The following is a 19,818-nucleotide window of genomic DNA, read 5'->3' as shown; positions in this document are numbered from 1 at the left end:
TTATGAACAAGTCTGATTTAATCGACGCAATGGCTGCTGACGCAGGAATTTCAAAAGCTGCTGCTAAAGCTGCTTTAGATTCTTTAACTAACAACGTAACTAGCGCTTTAAAAAAAGGTGATAAGGTTGCTTTAGTTGGATGGGGAACTTGGTCAGTATCTAAAAGAGCTGCAAGAAGCGGAAGAAATCCTCAAACTGGTAAGGAAATTCAGATTGCTGCTAAGAACGTTGTTAAGTTTAAAGCAGGAGCTGGTTTAAGCGATTCAGTAAACTAAGAAATTCGTTTAAAACAAATAATAATAAAACGCTCGATGTTATATCGAGCGTTTTTTTTGTAACAAAAGAAAATTCCGTTTGTCTTTAAGGTAAATATTATAAAAAACAACCTAAGACCATGAAATATATTATTACATCATTAGCACTTTTAATCTCTGCTAGTTTCTTTGCGCAACAAAGAGTAAATGCAGAAGATATCTTACAAGACATTAAAAAAGGAAAAACAATTAATATTAGTAATGCTACTATTGAAGGAGTTTTAGATTTAACTTATATGGATGAAGCTTTACCTAAATTACCTAAAAGACGTAATAGATGGTGGAACAATGGTGGATCTAATACAATTGAAAAAGAAATTGTTAGCAAAATTTCTTTTGTAAACTGTACTTTTAAAGACGATGTATTGGCTTATATTCCAGACGAAGACAGTGGATATACCTTTACTGCAGATTTTGAAGATGATGCTATCTTTAAAGATTGTACATTTGAAAGAAAAGCAATGTTTAAATATTCTGATTTTGACAGAAATGCTGATTTTAGTGGTTCAAAATTTTTAGACGATAGTACGTTTAAATATGCTAAGTTTTACAGAGATATTTCTTTTAAAAACACTCAATTTAATGAACCTGCAACCTTTAAATATTCTGAATTTAATCGTTTTATAAGCTTTGCGAATGCTGTTTTTAAGGAAACTGCTACTTTTAAATATACTAAATTTAAAGATGGAGTGTCTTTTAACAGTACGCAATTTGAAGAAGATTTAAACATAAAGTATACAGAAGTAGATGGTGAATTTGATATTAAAAATATGAAAGTAGCTTATGATATTGACTCTAAGTATACTGATATCAATGGAAAAAGCTTTAATAAGTATTTACTCAATAGGTAGAAATAACTTCATGTATTATAAAAAAAAGAGGAAGTTTACACTTCCTCTTTTTTTAGTTTTTTACTTCCTTCATATAACTCGTACCGTACAAATCTACAGTCTAAATCACCATTCTTTATTGGTAAGCGTTTAGAAGTTCTTAAGCCCACAAACTTTAATGCATTAAAATCTGATGTAATTAACCATGCTGTAGAATTCGGATAACCATGTTTTAAGGTATCTCCTATCTTTCTATAGAACTCAGCTACGTCTATATTTAATCGTTCTCCATATGGAGGATTAAATAGAATAGTTGTTTTTCCAAATACTTCTTTTTTAGAGTTAAAGAAATTTACATGGTGTACTCCTATAAACTCTTCTAAATTTGCATTAATTATATTTTGTTTTGCCTTTCTTACTGCAGAAGGAGCCTTATCGAATCCCATAATTTTAAAATGAGAATTACGAATTTTCTTTAGTAATGAATCTTGGATAATGAAGTATAAATCTTCATCATAATCGTTCCAATTCTCAAAAGCAAAATGTTTTCTATTAATATTAGCAGGAATATTATTTGCAATCATTGCTGCTTCAATTAAAATAGTTCCAGAACCACACATAGGATCAATAAAATTCTCTTCTCCTCTATATCCTGAAAGCAATACCAAACCAGCTGCTAAAACTTCATTAATCGGTGCAATATTCGTAGCACTTCTATATCCTCTTTTATGTAATGAATCTCCAGAGCTATCTAAAGAAATAGTTAACCATTCTTTATGAATATGTACGTGGATTTTTATATCAGGATTTTTTAAATCTACATTTGGACGCTTTTTATATTTATGCACAAAATAATCGGCAATAGCGTCTTTAGATTTTAAAGCTATATAATGTGAATTTGAGGTAAAGTTTCTTGAATGAACTACAGCATCTATCGCAAAAGTTCCATCAACGTCTAACATTCGCTCCCACTTTACTCGTTGAATCGCTTCATATAAATCTTCTTCATCAAAAATTTTACTTCTTTTAATAGGTTTTAAAATACGAATAGCGGTTCTTAATGCAATATTAGCTTTATACAAAAAGCCCTTATCTCCTCTAAAATATACACTTCGTATTCCTTCTTTAACATCTCTAGCTCCAAGTTTTTTTAACTCTTCAGCTAAAACACCTTCTAAACCAGAAATGGTAGTTGCTACCATTTTAAAATCTTTGTCCATCTACTCTATTTAAGACTGCAAAAATACATTTTAATGTTGGAAGAGAGAAGTTAGATTAGAGATGTTAGAAAATTGAGGTAGTAAATTACTTTTCAAGCAAAATAAATCATGGGGATTCATCATAAAATATAAGCTTTCATAACTTTTAATTTTTAAAATGTAAGTTTTCATTACTTTTGCGTCCAATAGAATCCTATGAAGACAAAAGATTGGTTTAGTTCTTGGTTCGATACACCTTACTATCATATTTTATACAAGCATAGAAATGATGCAGATGCTCAGTTATTTATGCAAAACATTACTTCTTTTTTACAGTTGCCTAAAACTGCTCATATAGCAGATTTACCTTGTGGAAAAGGAAGGCATTCTATTTATTTAAATTCGTTAGGTTATAAAGTTACCGGAGGTGATTTAAGTAAAAATAGTATTGATTATGCCAAACAATTTGAAAATGATCAATTGCATTTTGAAGTTTGGGATATGAGAAAATCGTTGCAAAATAAGTACGATGCTGTTTTTAACTTGTTTACTAGTTTTGGCTACTTTGAAGATGATAATGAAGACCTACAGGTACTGAAAGGTATGAAAAGCGGTTTAAAAGACTCAGCTGTTTTAGTATTAGATTTTTTAAATGTTATAAAAACAAAAGAAAATCTAGTAGCAAATGAAACAAAAGAGATTGATGGTATTGTTTTTAATATTCGTAGAGAAATTAAAGATGGATTCATATTAAAGCATATCTCTTTTCATGCAGATGGTAATGATCATTCTTATACAGAAAAGGTAAAGTTTCTAGACTTTAACAAAATGAGTTCCTATTTTAACAAAGCTGGTTTAACAATTATAAATACTTTTGGAGATTATAATCTAAACGATTTTAACGAACAAAATTCTAATAGACTAATTTTAATTGCTAAATGAGTTACTTACTCTTAATAGGTGCTGTTTTACTAGGAGGTGCTATCGTTTTATATACAAAACCTAACAAACGCTACAATCGTTTGTTATTAGCTTTTAGTGGTTCTTATTTATTAGCGGTTACTGTTTTACATTTATTGCCTGAAGTATATGCGCATTCGCATGACCATGAGCAATTTCATATGTTAGGTATTTTAATCTTAGCTGGAATTCTGGTGCAATCTATTTTAGAATCTTTTTCTAAAGGAGCAGAACACGGTCATGTACACTTACATAGTAATTCAAATGAATTTCCTTGGCTCCTTTTTATTAGTTTGTGCTTGCATGCATTTTCAGAAGGATTACCTATACACAATGCTAACGATAATTTACTATGGGCTATTATAGTACATAAAATTCCGATAGCAATAGTATTAACTTCCTTCTTTTTACAGGCTAAGTTTACTAAATTCCAGACGTTTTCATTGCTTTTTATTTTTAGTTTAATGAGTCCGTTAGGTTATTTTTTAGGTGAAACGCTGCCTTTTTTTATGGAGCATCATAAAGAAATTACTGCCTTTATTATTGGTGTTTTTCTACACATCTCAACTGTTATTTTATTTGAAAGTTCAGAAAATCACAAATTCAACATTCAAAAGTTTACTGCTATTCTATTAGGTATTATCTTAAGTATAGTTACTTTACATTAACTTTTTACATCCTTATATTTGAGTAGTTTAAATTACCTAGTTATGGGTAATGTACTAGCTGTGTTTGTTATATAATTTTGAAAGTGTAAACTCAAATATATATATCATGCAATTAAAAAAAGGGGATTCTAAGAGGGAGAAAATTGATATTAAACCTCAATTTCCCACTACAGAAAATCAAACATTTAACTTCAAAAACAACAAATTAAGAACAGACAATAATTTTTTTAGGCAAGAACAAAGAATAGATCCTGAAAAAATTTATAATGAAGTTTTTAATAAAGTAAACGATCCCGAAGTTTTAGATGAAATAAAGTCTATTTATAACTTTTCTAACAACAATAGTTTTATAGAAAGTTTCAAGGAAAACTATGTAAGTAACATTGATAAATCATCTATTTTTAATAGAACTATAGTCGAAAATTTAGATGATGAAGAAATTTATACAATTGCAGCTGAAACAATTGTATTAAAATTTGGAAGACCTTCCTTACTCATAAAAAAAGATAAAGTTGAAATTCCTGAAAGTGAAGTTTGGAAAAAACGTTTAAACACGCACATATTTAGTATTGAACAAAATATTCCTAATGTAGGAAGAATAGAGCTTATAAATCATTCGCATTACGATTGGTGTGGAACTGGATGGCTAATTAAAGACACAAATTTTATCGTTACTAATAGACATGTTGCGAGAGTTTTTTCTCAATTAGGAACAAGCAATCATTTTAGGTTCAGATATAATTTGGATGGAAAGAAAGTTCAACCTTTTATCGATTTTAAAGAAGAATATAGAGAACCAGATGAAGCTACTTTTAGATTAGAGAAAGTAGTATATATAAGTAAAGAAAATGAACCTGATGTGGCTATTTTAGAAGTAAACTCTAATAATTATGATAATGATGTGCTTCCTGTTGGTTTAGAAATTTCAGACACTCCTATTATTAACGATGATTTTGTATATACTATTGGCTATCCGGCAAAAGATTCTCGTATTGTAGATTCTTCTTTAATGGAACGTATTTTTAAAGGTGTGTACAATGTTAAAAGATTAGCGCCAGGTACAGCTAATAATATTACTCAGCCTCACCTTTTCCAGCATAACTGCTCTACTTTAGGCGGAAACTCAGGCTCTCCAGTAATTAATCTTAAAACTGGAAAAGTAATAGGTTTACATTTTGCTGGTACCTATAGAAAATATAACTGGGCTGTAGAATCCGATTTTTTAAATTCATTATTACACCAACTTTCATAAGCATATTTTTACACTAATATTTTTACTAACTTTAAAACATTAACAATGCACGAAACATTACGATCTTCTTTTAAATTACAGAAGCAAAACGCAGAATGGCAACGAATTACTTCAGATATTGCAAATAATACTTTTTTTAGTGTCTATGCAAAGTTTACATATGATAACGATGGCTTCACTCCTACTTCTTGTGAAGTTAAAATTCAAAACTACAGAGGAAGTGTTACCTATGGAATTAGTGAAATTGATCCTGAATTAAAATTCATTTTTGACAAAACAGAAGGAATAAAAGACTATGTTTTTTTACTTACTATAAAATTAAAGCCTCTTCATGTTTGTGTAGAAAAAACTTCTTCTCCACTTACAATTAAACATTATAATAACGATCAATTAAAAAAAATAAATAAACTTCCCAATGGGTTTTCAAATGATCATTTACTTTTTGTAAATTTAGAGTATGAAGATTTCCACGGAGGAATTGATCCTGAAGCAAATGACGCAAATGTATTGCAGTTTATTGATGAAAATTACTATGTAAGAGACGGTGACCGCATTAGAACCAGAAGGTATTTAGATAAACCGTATAATTCACAGTTAAATAAAGATAATGAAAGTCTTTTTGATATTGAGCTTTTTGATCCTCATACGCCAGTAGTAACAAGTGAGGTTAGTTCCACTGGTAGTAAAGAAATAATTTCGTCAATAGTAAGTAGACCATGTAGAGATACATACGTTCGTTTTTTCTAACCTAATGATTTATAGGATTATTATAACCATATTATGTATTAGTTCATCTAGTATGCTCTTTGCTCAAAAGAAAGTACTAGATGAATTCTTTATTAGTTTAAGAAACGAAAATTTCAATCTTGCAAAATCTATCGTTCCTAAATTAAATTTAAATACTAGTGAATGCGATGAAGCCCAAGAATTCTATTTCTTAATTGAACTTTTAGAGCATAAAGGAGTGAGTTATAATAATAACCCATTGAAAAGAACATACATACCTTTAAACTGCTCTAAAAATAAGATTGTAAATGTAATTTCTAACATAAACCTTGCACTCTATAATTATTATTTTGTTATAAATTCAGATATATCTGTTCATTCAGTTTATACAAAAGCACTTAATGAAATTTCAGATACAAATTATGACACTTTAAAAGGCTTAATTCTTAGAAGAATATTAGAATACCATAATAATATTTTTGTATTAGAAGATCACTCTTTTAATAAGTATATAGATCTATATCTTAACTCGGCTGTAGACGATATAGATATTGCCATAACCGATTTTTACAAACTAAGTATTGGAATTAAGAATACGGAATCTGATTTAAAATTTGACGATTTCTTAATAGCGAAAAAGCTCTCAGAAAAACTTAAAATCAATTCTTACAATACCAAACTAAAAGTAATCTCAGGAAATTACTTAGAAGAAAATGGACAAAATACTGAAGCTTTAAAATATTATTACAGTGCACTAAATCAAACAAATAAAGATTCCACGGGCTCTAATATTCTTATGAATATTCATTGTAAAATGAATTTAGGAGTTTTTCATTATTACGATGAAAACTTTGAAAAGGCTATAGAATATTTTTCTACTATTAACAACCTAGAAGGAAAATTAATAGATAGAAAAAAAATATATTACGACTATTGGTTATCATTAACTTATGAGAGATTAAAAAATTACAAAAAAGCCTATCAACATCTTAAAACTAGTAGAAGAAGTCAGTTCTCTTTTAATCAGGAAAACCATCTTAGAGCTATTAGAGATATTGAAGCTAAATACGAAACAGAAAAGAAAGAAAAAGAAAACTTACAATTAAAAACCATATTATTAGTTAGTACTCTTTTTTTAGTACTTGGACTACTAGTAACTTCCTTAACTCTTAAAAACTCTAGGCGAAAACGTATGCTTGCTGAGCAACAAAAAGAGTTAGAAAAACAAAAAAACCTTACACTTCTAAAAGAACAAGAAATCAATACAATTAATGCGATGGTAGCCGGACAAGAAAAAGAACGAATACGAATTGCAGAAGATTTACATGATAATATAGGAAGTGTTTTAGCTACATTAAAACTGCATTTTGAAAATTTAAAATTGAATCGGGAGAAAAAACACTTTAATCAAGAAGAGTTGTATGAAAAAACTGAGAAATTAATATATGAAACATATTTAAAGGTGCGTAGTTTAGCACACGCAAAAAACGCTGGTGTTATTGCCAATCAAGGATTATTAGTTGCTATTAAATTAATGACAGAAAAAATATCCGCTTCAAATAAACTCGCAATAGAAGTAGTTAGTTTTGGTTTAGAACATCGATTAGACTCGAATACAGAAATAACCGTTTTTAGAATAGTTCAGGAGCTTATTACCAACATAATTAAACATGCAGAAGCAACCAAAGCAACTATAAATATTTCTTTGTTTGATAATACATTAAACTTAATTATTGAAGACAATGGTAAAGGCTTTGATATTGAAAAAGTAAAATTAATTAATGGCATGGGGTTAAATTCTATTCAAAAACGAATTGAGCATTTAGAAGGATCCTTTTTAGTTGATTCTACATTACACAGAGGTACTTCTATCATTATTAATTTACCTATATAATACCTATTCATAAGTAAAAAAAACGCAGACCATATTTGTATATTTGGAAATAAAGACTACCACCCATGATAACTATAATCATTGCAGAAGATCATCAAATGCTGATAGATGGCGTACGATCTTTCTTCGAATACGACGAAGATATTCACATTATTGGTACTGTAAATAATGGTGAAGAGCTCGTAAAATTAGTGAAGTTAAAACAGCCTAAACTTGTTGTTACTGATATTCGAATGCCAAAAATGGATGGTATAGAAGCAACTAAAATCATTAAATCTGAATTTCCTCATATTCGTGTATTAGCACTCACTATGTTCGATCAACCTGATGCTATTTAAACAAATGATAGATGCTGGTGCTTCTGGTTATATATTAAAAAATTCTGGTATTAAAATGCTTTCAAAAGCAATAATGACTATTGCTAATGGAGATACTTTTTTTGATCCAAACGTTGCTTTCAACTTTATGAACAATTATATAGATAGCAAAGCTAAAATTGGAAAATCTGAAAAAGTAGTATTATCTAATAGAGAAAAAGAAATACTACACCTAATTGCTAATGGAAAAACTTCTAAAGAAATTGCGGAGGAATTATTTATTGCTAAAACTACAGTAGATACCCATAGAAAAAACATGATTCGAAAATTAGATTTAAATAGTGGTAACGAATTAGTTAAATATGCTATTGAAAAGAAATACCGTTTTTTGGAGTAAATACTTAACTTTTTTAATAAAAGTATCGCAAAAAATAAGGAGATTAATTATTAAATTAGTAATCCTTAAATAAATTGCAAATGCAAAAACTTTTCTTTTATACTTTTTTTTGTGCTTTACTCCTTTCCTGTCAGCAAGAAAACACTAATAAAAATGTAATAGATCAGGTATATAAACTTCAGCAAAAAGCTGTTAAAAATATTAACTCTTCATATAACCTTTTATTAAAAAGTTCTGACTTAATAGAAAAAAACAGTAGCATTCCTGATTCTTTAAAAAGTGAAAATAACTACTTACTAGGTAAATATTTTGAGTCTAAAGGAAAATTAGATAGTGCTGCTATTTTTTTTCATAATGCGACTGATTATGTTACAAAACGTATAACAAAAGATAGATCCGTGGATTATTTTGTTAAGGCTTGGAATGTTTATTTTAATAAAGGAAAATATGGCGATTGTATTTCTTTAAGTAATAAATTACAAAAGCTATTGGCTTCAAATGATTTTGCAAATCTTATTTATCTTAATTATCAATATGAAAATGTATATAAGGCTGATAGAAATTTTAAAAAAGCTCTAGAATACAATAAACTTCAAATTGAAAACTATAAAAAAGCTGATAGTACAAAATACCTTATTAGAGAATCTTTAATCCAACAAATCTATTATCGATATAATTTAGGGCAAAAAAAAAGAGCTTTTAAAATCTTAGATAGTTTAATTAGATTAAAGAAAATATTAACTCCTAGTACTAAGTATACATTATACAATGAATATGGCGCCTATCAATATTATGATAATAATTACAAAAATGCTTTAAAAAATTATTTATTTGCTTTAGAAAACCTTCATAAAATTCCTAATAATGACTTTAAAAATGATCAATTGGCTATTAGTTACTTGAATATTTCTGAAGTATATATGGATTTGAAAAACCATAAAGATGCTGAGTTATATTTAGACTCAGTAGCTAGTTTAGGATTTCGTAATATTAGTACAAATCTGCAAAGAATTACCTTACAATATGAACTTCGTTTAGCTTCCTTAACTAATAAAGATATCTCAAAAATTTCAGTTCATTTAGATTCATTGTATAACTATCAGAGAACAGAGTTTTCTAATAAATATAATAGTGACTTGCTAGCGCTTAAAAAATCTCTCGATAATGAGAAAAAAGTCATTGCAGAAAAAAACGAATTAGAAGTTACAAGTTTAAAAAGACTTTTTACACTCTCAATCATAGCTTTAATAGTACTGGTAGTAGGAATACTTCTATATAAACAACGTCAGTATCGTTTCGAAAAATTGAGTATTCAGATGCAACAACGCTTGTTACGATCTCAAATGAATCCTCATTTTACATTTAATACATTATACGCGATTCAAAATCAAATAACAGCCCATCCAAAAAATGCTTCTAATTATCTACTTAAATTTTCAAGGCTATTGCGTATTATTTTAGAAAATTCAACGCAGAACTATGTATTGTTAAATGATGAATTAGAAATTTTAGAAAAATACATCGATTTGCAATTACTCAGGTTTCCAAATAAATTTACTGTTGATATTAAACTAGAAAATCTAGACAGAGACGATTTTATATTCATTCCTCCAATGCTACTTCAACCCATGATAGAAAATAGTATTGAACATGGTTTTGCTGGTATTAATTATCTAGGAGAAATACAGATAACACTTATTCGAAAAGAACACTTTTTAACATGTATAATTGAAGATAATGGAAAAGGAATGAGAGTTAAAAATGAACACAAAAAATCTACCTCTATAAAATTAATAAACGATTATCTCAAAAAAACAACAAAAAAAGGAATTACCATTATAAATAAATCCACTATTAATTCTGCACAAACAGGAGTAAAAGTAACACTAGAAATCCCTTATAAATTAACCGATAATGATTAAAGCGATAATAATTGATGATGAGGCACATGTACGATTGGACATTGCAAATAAAATAGCTACCAACTTTTCTTCAGAAATTCAAGTAATTGGAGAAGCTGATACTGTTTCTAAAGGAATAACTATTATTGAAGAACTACAACCCGATTTATTATTTTTAGATGTTCATTTAGGCAGTGGTACTAGTTTTGACATTTTAAATACTTTGAAAATCAAGGAATTTGAAACCATTTTTATCACAGGCTTTGATACACACGCTATAAAGGCTATAAAAGTAGGCGCCTTAGATTATATCTTGAAACCCATTGCAGAAGATGAATTTATTACTGCTGTAAACAAAGCAATAGCTAACAAAAATAAAGGTCAAGAAAATCATTTAGATAAACTCATAGAAATTTCTACAGAATATTTTAATGGCATTCAAAATAAACGAGTGATACTTAAAACTACAGAAAATGTATATGCTGTTTATGAAGATGATATTATTTATTGTAAATCAGATGGTAATTATACTACTTTTTATACCAAACTTCCAGAAAGAATAGTCGTTTCAAAATCAATAAAAAAAGTGGAAGAAATTCTCTCTGAAGGAACCTTTATCAGATGTCATCAATCCTATATTGTAAATAAAAAATATGTTTCCAAATATAACAAACAAGGTACACTAACTTTAATCTCTGAAATTAAGGTACCAGTTTCTAGCAGGCGTAAAGATTATACACTAAATAAAATATTCTAAAGAATACGAATTTGAAATAGTTCTTATCAAATTTCATGAATTAGCTATCAAATTTACATTAAAGGTTTTTTCTTTATAAATACAAGCTATCTTATATGACAACAAATATTAAAATTGAAATCATATGAAATTTTTAAAAAGTACGCTACTAATTTTTTTCGTATTTACAATGTCTTGCACTCAAGATAGCGATGAAATTATAACACAAGAAAAAGCTTCAGATATAATAACTATATCTAGTAAAAAAGGATTAATTATTACAACTCCTGTAACCCATGATCGTTTTGAAAAATCATTGCAATGGTTGTCTTTTTTAGTAGTAAAAACAGTTATGTCAAATACTAATGCTCAAGCAACGCTGATATCTAAACTAAATGGTAATAATACAATTCTTATAAAAGATTTAATTAGCGATGGTATTCCAGATAATGATTCGTTCAAGCAAGCATTTACAAACCAATTATTAAATAGTATTCAACTAAAGCCTGAAGGTCCTATTCATGGAATGCAAACGCCACCAAGACCAATAACTAGCTGTACTTCTTGTACTGGACGAGAAATTTATGACATGTTTATAGATTTAATTGTAAATGACAATTGTATTGAATTGTATTTTCCTGAAGGTTTAGTTACTAAATTTACGAGTATGACATCTACATCACATCCGTTAACTACTGCTAATTATAATGAAGGAATTAAACATTCTCTAGATTCTAATGGTACTATTAATACTATGTATGTAACTGTTACACCAGCATATGTATTTAATAAGTTCTTAAATGATATTGTTGTAGTTGCTAGACCTTATAGACCTAATATGATATTACCTATTACAGATCCTTGTTCATATAAAGAATATCCAGGCATTGATTTTACTGATTTTCTAGAGCAATAATAGCTTTATAACAAAAATGAAAGTTTTACCTACAATTATCAATTTACTAAATACAGATTTGTAAAGTCTATTGAAATAATTGTTTAAACTAGATACATTGAATAAGAAAAATAACTTAAATCTTATTTATTATGAAACAATTAAAAATTATAGGAAAAGCTTTAAATAAAAGAGCACAACAACAAATTAAAGGGGGAGGCAAAACATTACGACCAGTAATATGTTTAGCTCCTTACTTAATTGACTTTGGACAAACTTGTGCAGACGGCTACCATATGCACCCGCAAGGACATTGTATTTGCTGTAAAGATGAATAAGTTTTAAAATAAGAGAGACTTTCTAAAAAGTAATTTTCTAATGTAATTACGAAAAAATTTAATTTTGAAGTAACCTCATAATTCATAACTCGAATTGAGAAGATTACTACATTTCACTAGGAATGACAACTTTTTAGAGAGTCTCATTTTTATATCTTAATTTTTTATTCCTTTTCCCTATTCACTAAATCTATAGAAAAAGCTGGCAAACAAATAGCTATATATTCACAAGCTTCTTCAAAAGGATTGGAATATTGTATTCTTACATTCTTTTCAATTTTAATAGATTGTCCAGCCTCTAAAACAACTGTTTCTCCATCTATAACAAACTGTTTTTTTCCTTTAATTATATAAGTATACTCATCAAATTCTGGAGTTTGAAATGGTTCACTCCAACCTGCTGGAGCGACCATATGAGCTATACTTATTTGAGAATTCTTATCTGTAGCATTGCCAAAATGCTCTTCAATTAGTTTACCATCTGTAGTTGGAACAACAAATGGAGATTTCTGAATGGTATATTTTTTCATTGCTATAAAAATTATCTTCAACAAAAATATAAAACGGAATACCATTTGCGCTACATATATAATAGAAATTAATTACAACGAAACAACCAAAATCAAGTGTAGTTTTGCTACATTTGTCGCGTTTTTATAAATCAGTTTTACTGAGGTAATGACAAATTGACATTTAAAGTATATCAATGGAAGAAAAAAAATTTGATTTCAACTCGTTTATTGGAATGTTATTATTAGGTGGTATCCTATTGTGGTACATGAGCACTAATAAGCCAGAAGTTGAGCAAGAACAAACAAAAACAACTCAAACCGAGCAAACAGTTAACACAAATGCTCCAGCTACCACAACGCCTGTTGTTACAAATGATTCTTTAAAGCAAGTAGCTCTAAAAAATAAACTAGGTGCATTCGCATATAGCGCTATTCATGGAAAAGAAGGAGAAACTGTTTTAGAAAATGATTTAGTAAAATTGACTATTGATAATAAAGGTGGTCAAATTACAAAAGCACTTGTTAAGAATTATAAAACATACGATTCTTTACCGCTTTATATTGTAAAAGATAAAAATGCATCTTTCAATATTAATTTTGGTACTACAGATAATAGAATCTTAAACACGCAAGACTTACTATTTATTCCTGAGTTAACTAAAAATGGAGAAAACACAGTACTTTCTATGAAATTGAAAGTATCGGATGCTCAATTTTTAGAATACCGTTACGAAATAAAGCCAAACGATTATAGAGTTGGTTTTGCTGTTCGTTCTCAAGGATTAGGTACTGTTTTAAACAGTTCGCAACAAATCGATTTAAATTGGGATTTAAAAGCTTTTCGTAGAGAAAGAAGTATGCGTACAGAAAACATGTACTCATATTACTACTATAAAGAAGATGGTGATGTAGAATATTTACAAATGTCAGATACTGAAACTGTAAATAATGTTGATTGGGTTGCTTACAAACAACATTTCTTCTCTGCTGTTTTATTAACTGAAACTCCTTTTAATAATGCTAACTTAGAATCTATAGATTACGTAGGAGAAGAAAAGGATAGCACTTTTATTAAATCTTTTAAATTAAAAACTCCTTTAGCTTTAAAAAGTGGAGAGTTAAATTATAATATGGAATGGTATTACGGACCTACCGATTATAATTTATTAAAAACATATAAAGGAACAGATTTAGCAGAAATTTCAGATTTAGGTTGGGGAATTTTCGGATTCTTAAACCGAACAATTTTCTATCCTGTTTTCAACTTTTTAAAAGGATTTATTGGAAACTATGGATTGATCATTATTTTAATGACATTAGTTACCAGAATTATCTTGTCACCTGTATTATACAAATCATACTTGTCTAGCGCAAAAATGAAAGTGATTCGTCCAGAAATGGAAGAAATCAATAAAAAATATCCAGGTCAAGAAAACGCAATGAAGCGTCAGCAAGAAATTATGGCTGTACAGCGAAAAGCTGGAGTAAGTATGATGTCCGGTTGTATTCCTGCATTATTGCAAATGCCTGTATTCTTTGCCTTATTTAAGTTTTTCCCAACAAATATAGGATTCCGTCAAAAGTCATTCTTATGGGCATACGATTTATCTTCATATGATGTGATTTATAAACTTCCTTCATGGTTAGATATTCCTTTCTATGGAGATCATATTAGTTTATTCCCAATCTTAGCCTCTATTGCTATTTTCTTCTACATGAAAATGAATCAGAGTCAGCAAGCAAATATGCAAGCACCAACTCAAGAAGGAATGCCAGATATGAGTAAGATTATGAAATACATGATCTACTTCTCTCCTATTATGATGTTATTCTTCTTTAACAATTATGCGAGTGGATTAAGTTTATACTATTTCATATCTAACTTACTTACAATTGCTATTATGTTTGTTATTAAAAACTATGTAATAGATGAAGCTAAGATTCATGCACAAATAGAGGAAAACAAAAAGAAACCTGTTAAAAAGAGTAAGTTTAGAGAGCGTTTAGATGCTGCAATGAAACAAGCTCAAGAACAACAAGAAGCTCAAAAAAGAGCCGCTCAGAAAAAAAAGAAATAGTAGAAATACATTAAAATTTCAAACAAAAAAACCACATCTGTTATCTTTAACGATGTGGTTTTTTTCTTTAACAGACTTTTAACAACAAGTCATTAAACCATTATAGAACTTCGCTGTCTAAATAGAATTATCTATTTATTAATCATTCACAATGAAGAAAATTACAACTATTTTTTTACTGCTAAGTATTTCACTTTTTGCTCAAAAGCGCCCAAAAGTTACTGTAAGCGGTAAAATAATTGAAGCTACTACAAATCAACCATTAGAATATGCTACACTTATTTTAACAAGTGTAAAAACCAAAAGAGTTACTGGTGGTGTTACAGATGGAAAAGGAAACTTTTCTATAGAAATACCTAAAGGACTTTACAATATGAAAGTTGAATTTATTGGTTTTAAAACCAAACAACTTCCACAAAAGAAACTTACAGAAAGCACTAATTTAGGTACTATAACTCTTTCTGAAGATGCTGAAGCTTTAGATGAAGTAGAAATTATTGCAGAAAAATCTACCGTAGAAATACGTTTAGACAAAAAAATATATAATGTAGGAAAAGACATGACCATAAAAGGAGGAACTGCTTCTGACGTTTTAGATAACGTTCCCTCTGTAAACGTAGATGCTGAAGGCGCCGTTAGTTTACGTGGTAATGAGAATGTACGAATTTTAATAGATGGTAAACCTTCTGCTTTAGTTGGATTAAGTGGTACAGATGCCTTAAGAAATTTACCTGCAGATGCCATTGAAAAAGTAGAAGTGATTACTTCACCTTCTGCAAGATATGATGCAGAAGGAACCGCAGGTATTTTGAATATTGTTCTGCGAAAGGGAAAAATTACTGGTTTTAACGGTTCTACAAATTTGTCTTTAGGTAATCCAGATTTGTTTAGACTGAATGGAAATATTAACTACAGAACAAAAAAATTCAATTTATTTTCAAACTTAGGGTATTCTTATAGAAAAGGTCCTGGAAATGCATTTAGTGATTTTACCAATCTTAACAATGGAACCATTACAGGGTTTAGAACTGAAACAAGGAATTATGAAAGAAAGAATAACAACTACAACGGTTCTTTAGGTTTAGAATATTATCTAAACAAACAAAGTTCTATTACAGGTACATTTTTCTATCGTGATAATACTGGAGATGATTTAGCAACAAACTTGACGAATCTTTTTGATAGTAATAGAGTACTTACAGATGTAATAAACAGAGTAGAAAATGAAACTGAAGACGGAAATGACAAGCAGTTTTCATTAAACTATACCAACAACTTTAAAAACGATGGTCAGAAATTAACTGTAGATTTTCAATTTAGCGATAATAATGAAGAAGAGTTAGCTAATATTACAGACAACAATACACTTTCAGAATTAAACAGTCAGTTAACAACTTCTACAAATACATTATTTCAAATAGATTATGTGCTTCCTTTCGGTAAAAATCATCAATTAGAATTAGGACATAAATCGGAGTTTCAGAATTTAAATTCAGATTTTAGAGTAAGAGATGCTAATGGATTACCTTTAAGTCCAGATCCTTCAAATGCCATAGATTTTAAACAAAATATTTATGCACATTACGCTCAATTTGGAAGTAAATTCGATAAGTTTTCTTATTTATTAGGACTACGTTTAGAAATTACAGATATAGATTTATTACTATTGAATACAGGTGAAGAATCTAAGAAAAACTTTACGCAGTTATTCCCTACAATTAACTTAGGATATGAATTAAACGATACTGATAATTTAACATTAGGATATAGTAGAAGATTACGTAGACCTCGTTTTTGGTTTTTGAATCCATTTGAAACTAGAAGTTCAGCTACTACTGTATTTAAAGGAAATCCAGATTTAAATCCTACGTATACTAATTCATACGATTTCGGATATACTACTCGAATAGGTAAATTAACATTGAACTCTTCTATCTATTACCAATTTTCAACTGACTTAATTAGACGTGTTTCTATTATAGAAGAACGTGATGTAAATGGTGTTGATACAAATGTATTTGTGCGTCAACCTGTTAATTTAAATGATGAAAGTCGATATGGTTTTGAGCTAACTACTAATTACAATCCTTTTAAATGGGCCCGTTTATCTGCTACTTTTAACTATTTCAGATTTAAAACAGATGCTTTTACTTATGTATTTACAGCACCAGATGGAACACAAGCAAGTACCTTTTTACCTGAAGTAGATAACGATAGTTGGTTTGCTCGTTTTAATTCAAGAATCACTTTGCCTGCAAAAATCCAATGGCAAACGAGAATTATGTACCGAGGTCCTCAAGAAAATGCTCAAGGAAACAGAGAAGATATGTTTGTAACCAATTTAGCTTTTAGTAAAGATTTGTTTAATGAAAAAGCAACAATTGTTTTAAATGTAAGCGATTTATTCAATGACAGAAGACGCGAAGGAACTACTTATAATCCAAATATAGAGAATCCTACTACGATAGCATATCAAGAATTTCAGTGGAGAGAACGTCAAATTACACTTAACTTCACTTACAGATTTAATCAAAAGAAAAAAAGAGAACGCCCTCAAGGTAATTTTGATGGCGGTGGAGAGGCTTTTTAAAAGTCTATATACGTTTATATAATCCAAAACTGTACTCTTATGGGTACAGTTTTTTTATTTTATTTTTAACCTGTTACAACTTAAACTCAGCAGCTTCGTAACTTTTCATATCTACCCAATCAAACCAAGGACGTGCTTCTTTTAAATGCTCTTTCATATGTTTTGATGCAAGATGTTTTAACCATAACTCTTTACTTTCCCATATCTCATATAAAAACAATATATTTTTATCTGTTGCTGATATATTCTGCTCATATTTAATACAACCTTCTTCTGCTCTTACTATAGGTGCTAATTCTTCCATATGCTTTAGAAATTTCTTTCTAAATTCTGGTTTTACTTTTCCTGCTACTGCTACTATAATTTGTTTCGAGTCTTCTTTTATTGTTTTCTTTCCTTGCTTTTTAAATACAACTGTTCCTACATGTTCGCTTCCTGCAATAATAAAAGGAAGTGTTGTAAGCGTTAATGTATCTTTATTTACAGTGTAAAATCTCTTTTCAGAATGTCCTACCCAGTTTGGAAAAAGAGAATTCTCTATAAGATGGTACAATACTCCTGGTTCTTTAGTCTCAACTCTACCAGAATACGTTCCATACGTTTTCATTGCATTAGTAAACTCTGTTGGCGTTCCTGATAAAATATCATCCGTTTCAAAATTTTCCCTCTCTTTATTATGCAAATTAACACTCATAAAACCATCTTCTGTATAAATCAATTGTCCCTGTGGAGTTTCTCCATAAGGGTAAATTACTTTGCCTGTTTTTGAGTTTTTTAAACTAAACTGTACTAATGTCCAAGAACCTACAATATTCTTATCTAGCTTACTAGTAACGTATTTACTATTTACATTAGCATATGTACTACTGGTAAATAATATGATTAATAATAACTGTAATACTTTCATCTTTTTAAATTATGCTTAACTATTTTATAAAAAATAGTTCCGATAAATTCATTAGAAGCTCACCAATCCTTTAAAACCTCCAACTATTTATCGAAACTAGACTACACTATGATTATGAAATTACTTTAATTCTTTGTTCATATATGAAGCTACACTACTTACTGCTTCTGCTACTGGTCCTTCTTTATCGTAAAAATCGAACTGAGTTACATTTGGTAAGTTTACTGATTCTACTTTGTCTCCAGCAATTGCTTTAAAAGCTTTACTTCCTTGCGGCAATGCCATTGCTTCAGACTCTACAAATAAGATCTTTCCAGGAATTTTATCAGCATATTGAATCGCATCAAAAGTTAACCAAGGTCTCCAAGAAGCTACGTTAAATTTATTATCGTATGCAGTTATTAAACCTCTATCTTCTTCTGTATAATAAGGCGCTTGGTACATTAATGAACTTTCATCTGTAGTACTTGCTGCAGTAATTAACTGTAACTCTCCATTTTCTTCAAAGTTTTTCTGTGCTTTGTCTGATAATGCTAATAAGTTTTTCACAGACTCTTCTCCGCCATAAACTTGTGTAGCAATTTCTTCATTATGTAACCAAGGAGCAACTAATGCTACTGCATTTAATGCATTTTCTGCATACGCTTCTACCATATATCCAGAACTTGCACATACTCCTACTCCACCAACTTCTGTAGTAGCTACATCTGAACGTGTTTTTAAATACGCTGCTGCAGCTACAATATCAGCAGTTTTACGCTTTGGGTCTTCTAAATAACGATCTTTTCCTTCAGATTCTCCCCAACCTCTAAAATCAAATACTAGCGTTAAAAATCCTTTGTTTGCTAATTTTTGCGCATACAATTTTGGCATTTGCTCTTTTACTGTAGTCCATGCTCCAGTTACGATAAGTGCTGGATATTTTTTTCCTTCTTCATAATTTTCTGGATAAAAAACGTCCCCTACTAATTTTACGCCGTTGCTTTCAAAATTTATTTTTTCCATTTTTTTATCTACTTTTTTATTTGTTATTGCACTTGTTGTTTTGATTTCTGATTCTGATTTCTTTTTGTTTCCTGAACAGCTAACTATTGTTACTACTGTTAATAGACTTAAAAATATATTTCTCATTGTTCGTGGTTTTTAATTAGTGTTTTTGATGATCACAAATTTTACTAGCTATATTTTATCATTTTATACAAATAATTATCAATGAATTAGCATAAAAATTTGATACTACAAAGTTGCAACAACTTATCTCTGAGAGAATTATAAAATCAAATAAAAAAGTATAAAAATCAAAG

At 29.1% G+C, this 19,818-nt stretch carries 19 protein-coding genes; 15 read left to right on the top strand and 4 right to left on the bottom strand.

The genetic code is table 11. From position 1 onward, the window contains the following. Positions 1-2 precede the first annotated feature (2 nt). Together ACKTTC_RS02680 and ACKTTC_RS02675 are read left to right on the top strand one after the other, a co-directional pair. Positions 3-275, top strand: coding sequence for an HU family DNA-binding protein (locus ACKTTC_RS02680; protein ID WP_408038032.1), 273 nt, complete (start codon positions 3-5; stop codon positions 273-275). 119 nt (positions 276-394) lie between these two features. After that, positions 395-1,165: a pentapeptide repeat-containing protein gene (locus tag ACKTTC_RS02675; RefSeq protein ID WP_408038031.1), complete on the top strand. Its 771-nt coding sequence runs from the start codon at positions 395-397 to the stop codon at positions 1,163-1,165. 35 nt (positions 1,166-1,200) lie between these two features. On the opposite strand, the gene ACKTTC_RS02670 is transcribed toward ACKTTC_RS02675, so the two are convergent. Then, a complete protein-coding gene (locus ACKTTC_RS02670; RefSeq protein ID WP_408038029.1) occupies positions 1,201-2,364 on the bottom strand; it encodes a THUMP domain-containing class I SAM-dependent RNA methyltransferase in 1,164 nt (387 codons plus the stop codon). A gap of 195 nt (positions 2,365-2,559) precedes the next feature. Between ACKTTC_RS02670 and ACKTTC_RS02665 the strand changes: the two genes are divergently transcribed. From ACKTTC_RS02665 to ACKTTC_RS02615, 11 genes are all read left to right on the top strand, one after another. Further along, a complete protein-coding gene (locus ACKTTC_RS02665; RefSeq protein WP_408038028.1) occupies positions 2,560-3,285 on the top strand; it encodes an SAM-dependent methyltransferase in 726 nt (241 codons plus the stop codon). Next, positions 3,282-3,971, top strand: a complete 690-nt coding sequence (locus ACKTTC_RS02660; RefSeq protein ID WP_408038026.1) for a ZIP family metal transporter — start codon at positions 3,282-3,284, stop codon at positions 3,969-3,971. The genes ACKTTC_RS02665 and ACKTTC_RS02660 overlap by 4 nt, the downstream gene beginning before the upstream one ends. A gap of 106 nt (positions 3,972-4,077) precedes the next feature. Then, positions 4,078-5,223, top strand: a complete 1,146-nt coding sequence (locus ACKTTC_RS02655; protein ID WP_408038025.1) for a trypsin-like serine peptidase — start codon at positions 4,078-4,080, stop codon at positions 5,221-5,223. Between the two features lie 45 nt (positions 5,224-5,268). Continuing rightward, positions 5,269-5,970, top strand: coding sequence for a hypothetical protein (locus tag ACKTTC_RS02650; RefSeq protein WP_408038023.1), 702 nt, complete (start codon positions 5,269-5,271; stop codon positions 5,968-5,970). A gap of 4 nt (positions 5,971-5,974) precedes the next feature. Beyond that, positions 5,975-7,843: a sensor histidine kinase gene (locus ACKTTC_RS02645; protein WP_408038021.1), complete on the top strand. Its 1,869-nt coding sequence runs from the start codon at positions 5,975-5,977 to the stop codon at positions 7,841-7,843. A 65-nt stretch (positions 7,844-7,908) separates the two neighbouring features. Further along, positions 7,909-8,181, top strand: coding sequence for a response regulator (locus ACKTTC_RS02640; RefSeq protein WP_408038019.1), 273 nt, complete (start codon positions 7,909-7,911; stop codon positions 8,179-8,181). Beyond that, positions 8,171-8,557, top strand: coding sequence for a LuxR C-terminal-related transcriptional regulator (locus tag ACKTTC_RS02635; protein WP_408038017.1), 387 nt, complete (start codon positions 8,171-8,173; stop codon positions 8,555-8,557). Before ACKTTC_RS02640 ends, ACKTTC_RS02635 begins: the two co-directional genes overlap by 11 nt. A gap of 80 nt (positions 8,558-8,637) precedes the next feature. Next, positions 8,638-10,479: a tetratricopeptide repeat-containing sensor histidine kinase gene (locus ACKTTC_RS02630; RefSeq protein WP_408038015.1), complete on the top strand. Its 1,842-nt coding sequence runs from the start codon at positions 8,638-8,640 to the stop codon at positions 10,477-10,479. Further along, a complete protein-coding gene (locus ACKTTC_RS02625; RefSeq protein WP_408038013.1) occupies positions 10,472-11,215 on the top strand; it encodes a LytR/AlgR family response regulator transcription factor in 744 nt (247 codons plus the stop codon). Before ACKTTC_RS02630 ends, ACKTTC_RS02625 begins: the two co-directional genes overlap by 8 nt. Positions 11,216-11,339: 124 nt before the next feature. After that, positions 11,340-12,110, top strand: coding sequence for a hypothetical protein (locus tag ACKTTC_RS02620; RefSeq protein WP_408038011.1), 771 nt, complete (start codon positions 11,340-11,342; stop codon positions 12,108-12,110). 131 nt (positions 12,111-12,241) lie between these two features. Then, complete coding sequence (locus tag ACKTTC_RS02615; RefSeq protein WP_408038010.1) at positions 12,242-12,427, top strand: hypothetical protein; 186 nt, start codon at positions 12,242-12,244, stop codon at positions 12,425-12,427. Positions 12,428-12,591: 164 nt separating this feature from the next. Here ACKTTC_RS02615 and ACKTTC_RS02610 read toward each other — a convergent pair whose 3' ends face one another. After that, positions 12,592-12,957 carry a cupin domain-containing protein gene (locus ACKTTC_RS02610; protein WP_408038008.1) on the bottom strand — a complete coding sequence of 122 codons (366 nt, stop codon included), beginning with the start codon at positions 12,955-12,957 and terminating at the stop codon, positions 12,592-12,594. A gap of 176 nt (positions 12,958-13,133) precedes the next feature. Here ACKTTC_RS02610 and yidC point away from each other — a divergent pair, with 176 nt between their 5' ends. Then, positions 13,134-15,017 carry a membrane protein insertase YidC gene (gene yidC / locus ACKTTC_RS02605; protein ID WP_408038006.1) on the top strand — a complete coding sequence of 628 codons (1,884 nt, stop codon included), beginning with the start codon at positions 13,134-13,136 and terminating at the stop codon, positions 15,015-15,017. Between the two features lie 151 nt (positions 15,018-15,168). Continuing rightward, on the top strand, positions 15,169-17,607 hold the full coding sequence (locus ACKTTC_RS02600; protein WP_408038005.1) for a TonB-dependent receptor domain-containing protein: 2,439 nt from the start codon (positions 15,169-15,171) through the stop codon (positions 17,605-17,607). A gap of 73 nt (positions 17,608-17,680) precedes the next feature. On the opposite strand, the gene ACKTTC_RS02595 is transcribed toward ACKTTC_RS02600, so the two are convergent. Together ACKTTC_RS02595 and ACKTTC_RS02590 are read right to left on the bottom strand one after the other, a co-directional pair. Further along, the gene (locus tag ACKTTC_RS02595; protein ID WP_408038003.1) at positions 17,681-18,514 is read right to left on the bottom strand and encodes a lipocalin-like domain-containing protein; all 834 of its coding nucleotides are present in this window, start codon (positions 18,512-18,514) and stop codon (positions 17,681-17,683) included. 120 nt (positions 18,515-18,634) lie between these two features. Then, positions 18,635-19,645 carry an alpha/beta hydrolase gene (locus ACKTTC_RS02590; RefSeq protein ID WP_408038001.1) on the bottom strand — a complete coding sequence of 337 codons (1,011 nt, stop codon included), beginning with the start codon at positions 19,643-19,645 and terminating at the stop codon, positions 18,635-18,637. Positions 19,646-19,818 lie beyond the last annotated feature (173 nt).

This window comes from Tenacibaculum amylolyticum, from assembly GCF_964511145.1.
Classification (GTDB): Bacteria; Bacteroidota; Bacteroidia; order Flavobacteriales; family Flavobacteriaceae; genus Polaribacter; species Polaribacter amylolyticum.
Note: the sequence above shows the minus strand (reverse complement) of the source record. Positions and strands in the feature narration are given on the sequence as shown.

Bases quoted from the DNA above. Each gene is read 5' to 3' on its own strand.
- ACKTTC_RS02670 (WP_408038029.1), bottom strand. From the start codon at position 2,364: ATGGACAAAGATTTTAAAATGGTAGCAACTACCATTTCTGGTTTAGAA.
- ACKTTC_RS02645 (WP_408038021.1), top strand. From the start codon at position 5,975: ATGATTTATAGGATTATTATAACCATATTATGTATTAGTTCATCTAGT.
- ACKTTC_RS02655 (WP_408038025.1), top strand. From the start codon at position 4,078: ATGCAATTAAAAAAAGGGGATTCTAAGAGGGAGAAAATTGATATTAAA.
- ACKTTC_RS02625 (WP_408038013.1), top strand. From the start codon at position 10,472: ATGATTAAAGCGATAATAATTGATGATGAGGCACATGTACGATTGGAC.
- ACKTTC_RS02595 (WP_408038003.1), bottom strand. From the start codon at position 18,514: ATGAAAGTATTACAGTTATTATTAATCATATTATTTACCAGTAGTACA.
- ACKTTC_RS02665 (WP_408038028.1), top strand. From the start codon at position 2,560: ATGAAGACAAAAGATTGGTTTAGTTCTTGGTTCGATACACCTTACTAT.
- ACKTTC_RS02615 (WP_408038010.1), top strand. From the start codon at position 12,242: ATGAAACAATTAAAAATTATAGGAAAAGCTTTAAATAAAAGAGCACAA.
- ACKTTC_RS02675 (WP_408038031.1), top strand. From the start codon at position 395: ATGAAATATATTATTACATCATTAGCACTTTTAATCTCTGCTAGTTTC.
- ACKTTC_RS02620 (WP_408038011.1), top strand. From the start codon at position 11,340: ATGAAATTTTTAAAAAGTACGCTACTAATTTTTTTCGTATTTACAATG.
- ACKTTC_RS02630 (WP_408038015.1), top strand. From the start codon at position 8,638: ATGCAAAAACTTTTCTTTTATACTTTTTTTTGTGCTTTACTCCTTTCC.
- ACKTTC_RS02590 (WP_408038001.1), bottom strand. From the start codon at position 19,645: ATGAGAAATATATTTTTAAGTCTATTAACAGTAGTAACAATAGTTAGC.
- ACKTTC_RS02610 (WP_408038008.1), bottom strand. From the start codon at position 12,957: ATGAAAAAATATACCATTCAGAAATCTCCATTTGTTGTTCCAACTACA.
- ACKTTC_RS02640 (WP_408038019.1), top strand. From the start codon at position 7,909: ATGATAACTATAATCATTGCAGAAGATCATCAAATGCTGATAGATGGC.
- yidC (WP_408038006.1), top strand. From the start codon at position 13,134: ATGGAAGAAAAAAAATTTGATTTCAACTCGTTTATTGGAATGTTATTA.
- ACKTTC_RS02600 (WP_408038005.1), top strand. From the start codon at position 15,169: ATGAAGAAAATTACAACTATTTTTTTACTGCTAAGTATTTCACTTTTT.
- ACKTTC_RS02650 (WP_408038023.1), top strand. From the start codon at position 5,269: ATGCACGAAACATTACGATCTTCTTTTAAATTACAGAAGCAAAACGCA.
- ACKTTC_RS02635 (WP_408038017.1), top strand. From the start codon at position 8,171: ATGCTATTTAAACAAATGATAGATGCTGGTGCTTCTGGTTATATATTA.
- ACKTTC_RS02660 (WP_408038026.1), top strand. From the start codon at position 3,282: ATGAGTTACTTACTCTTAATAGGTGCTGTTTTACTAGGAGGTGCTATC.
- ACKTTC_RS02680 (WP_408038032.1), top strand. From the start codon at position 3: ATGAACAAGTCTGATTTAATCGACGCAATGGCTGCTGACGCAGGAATT.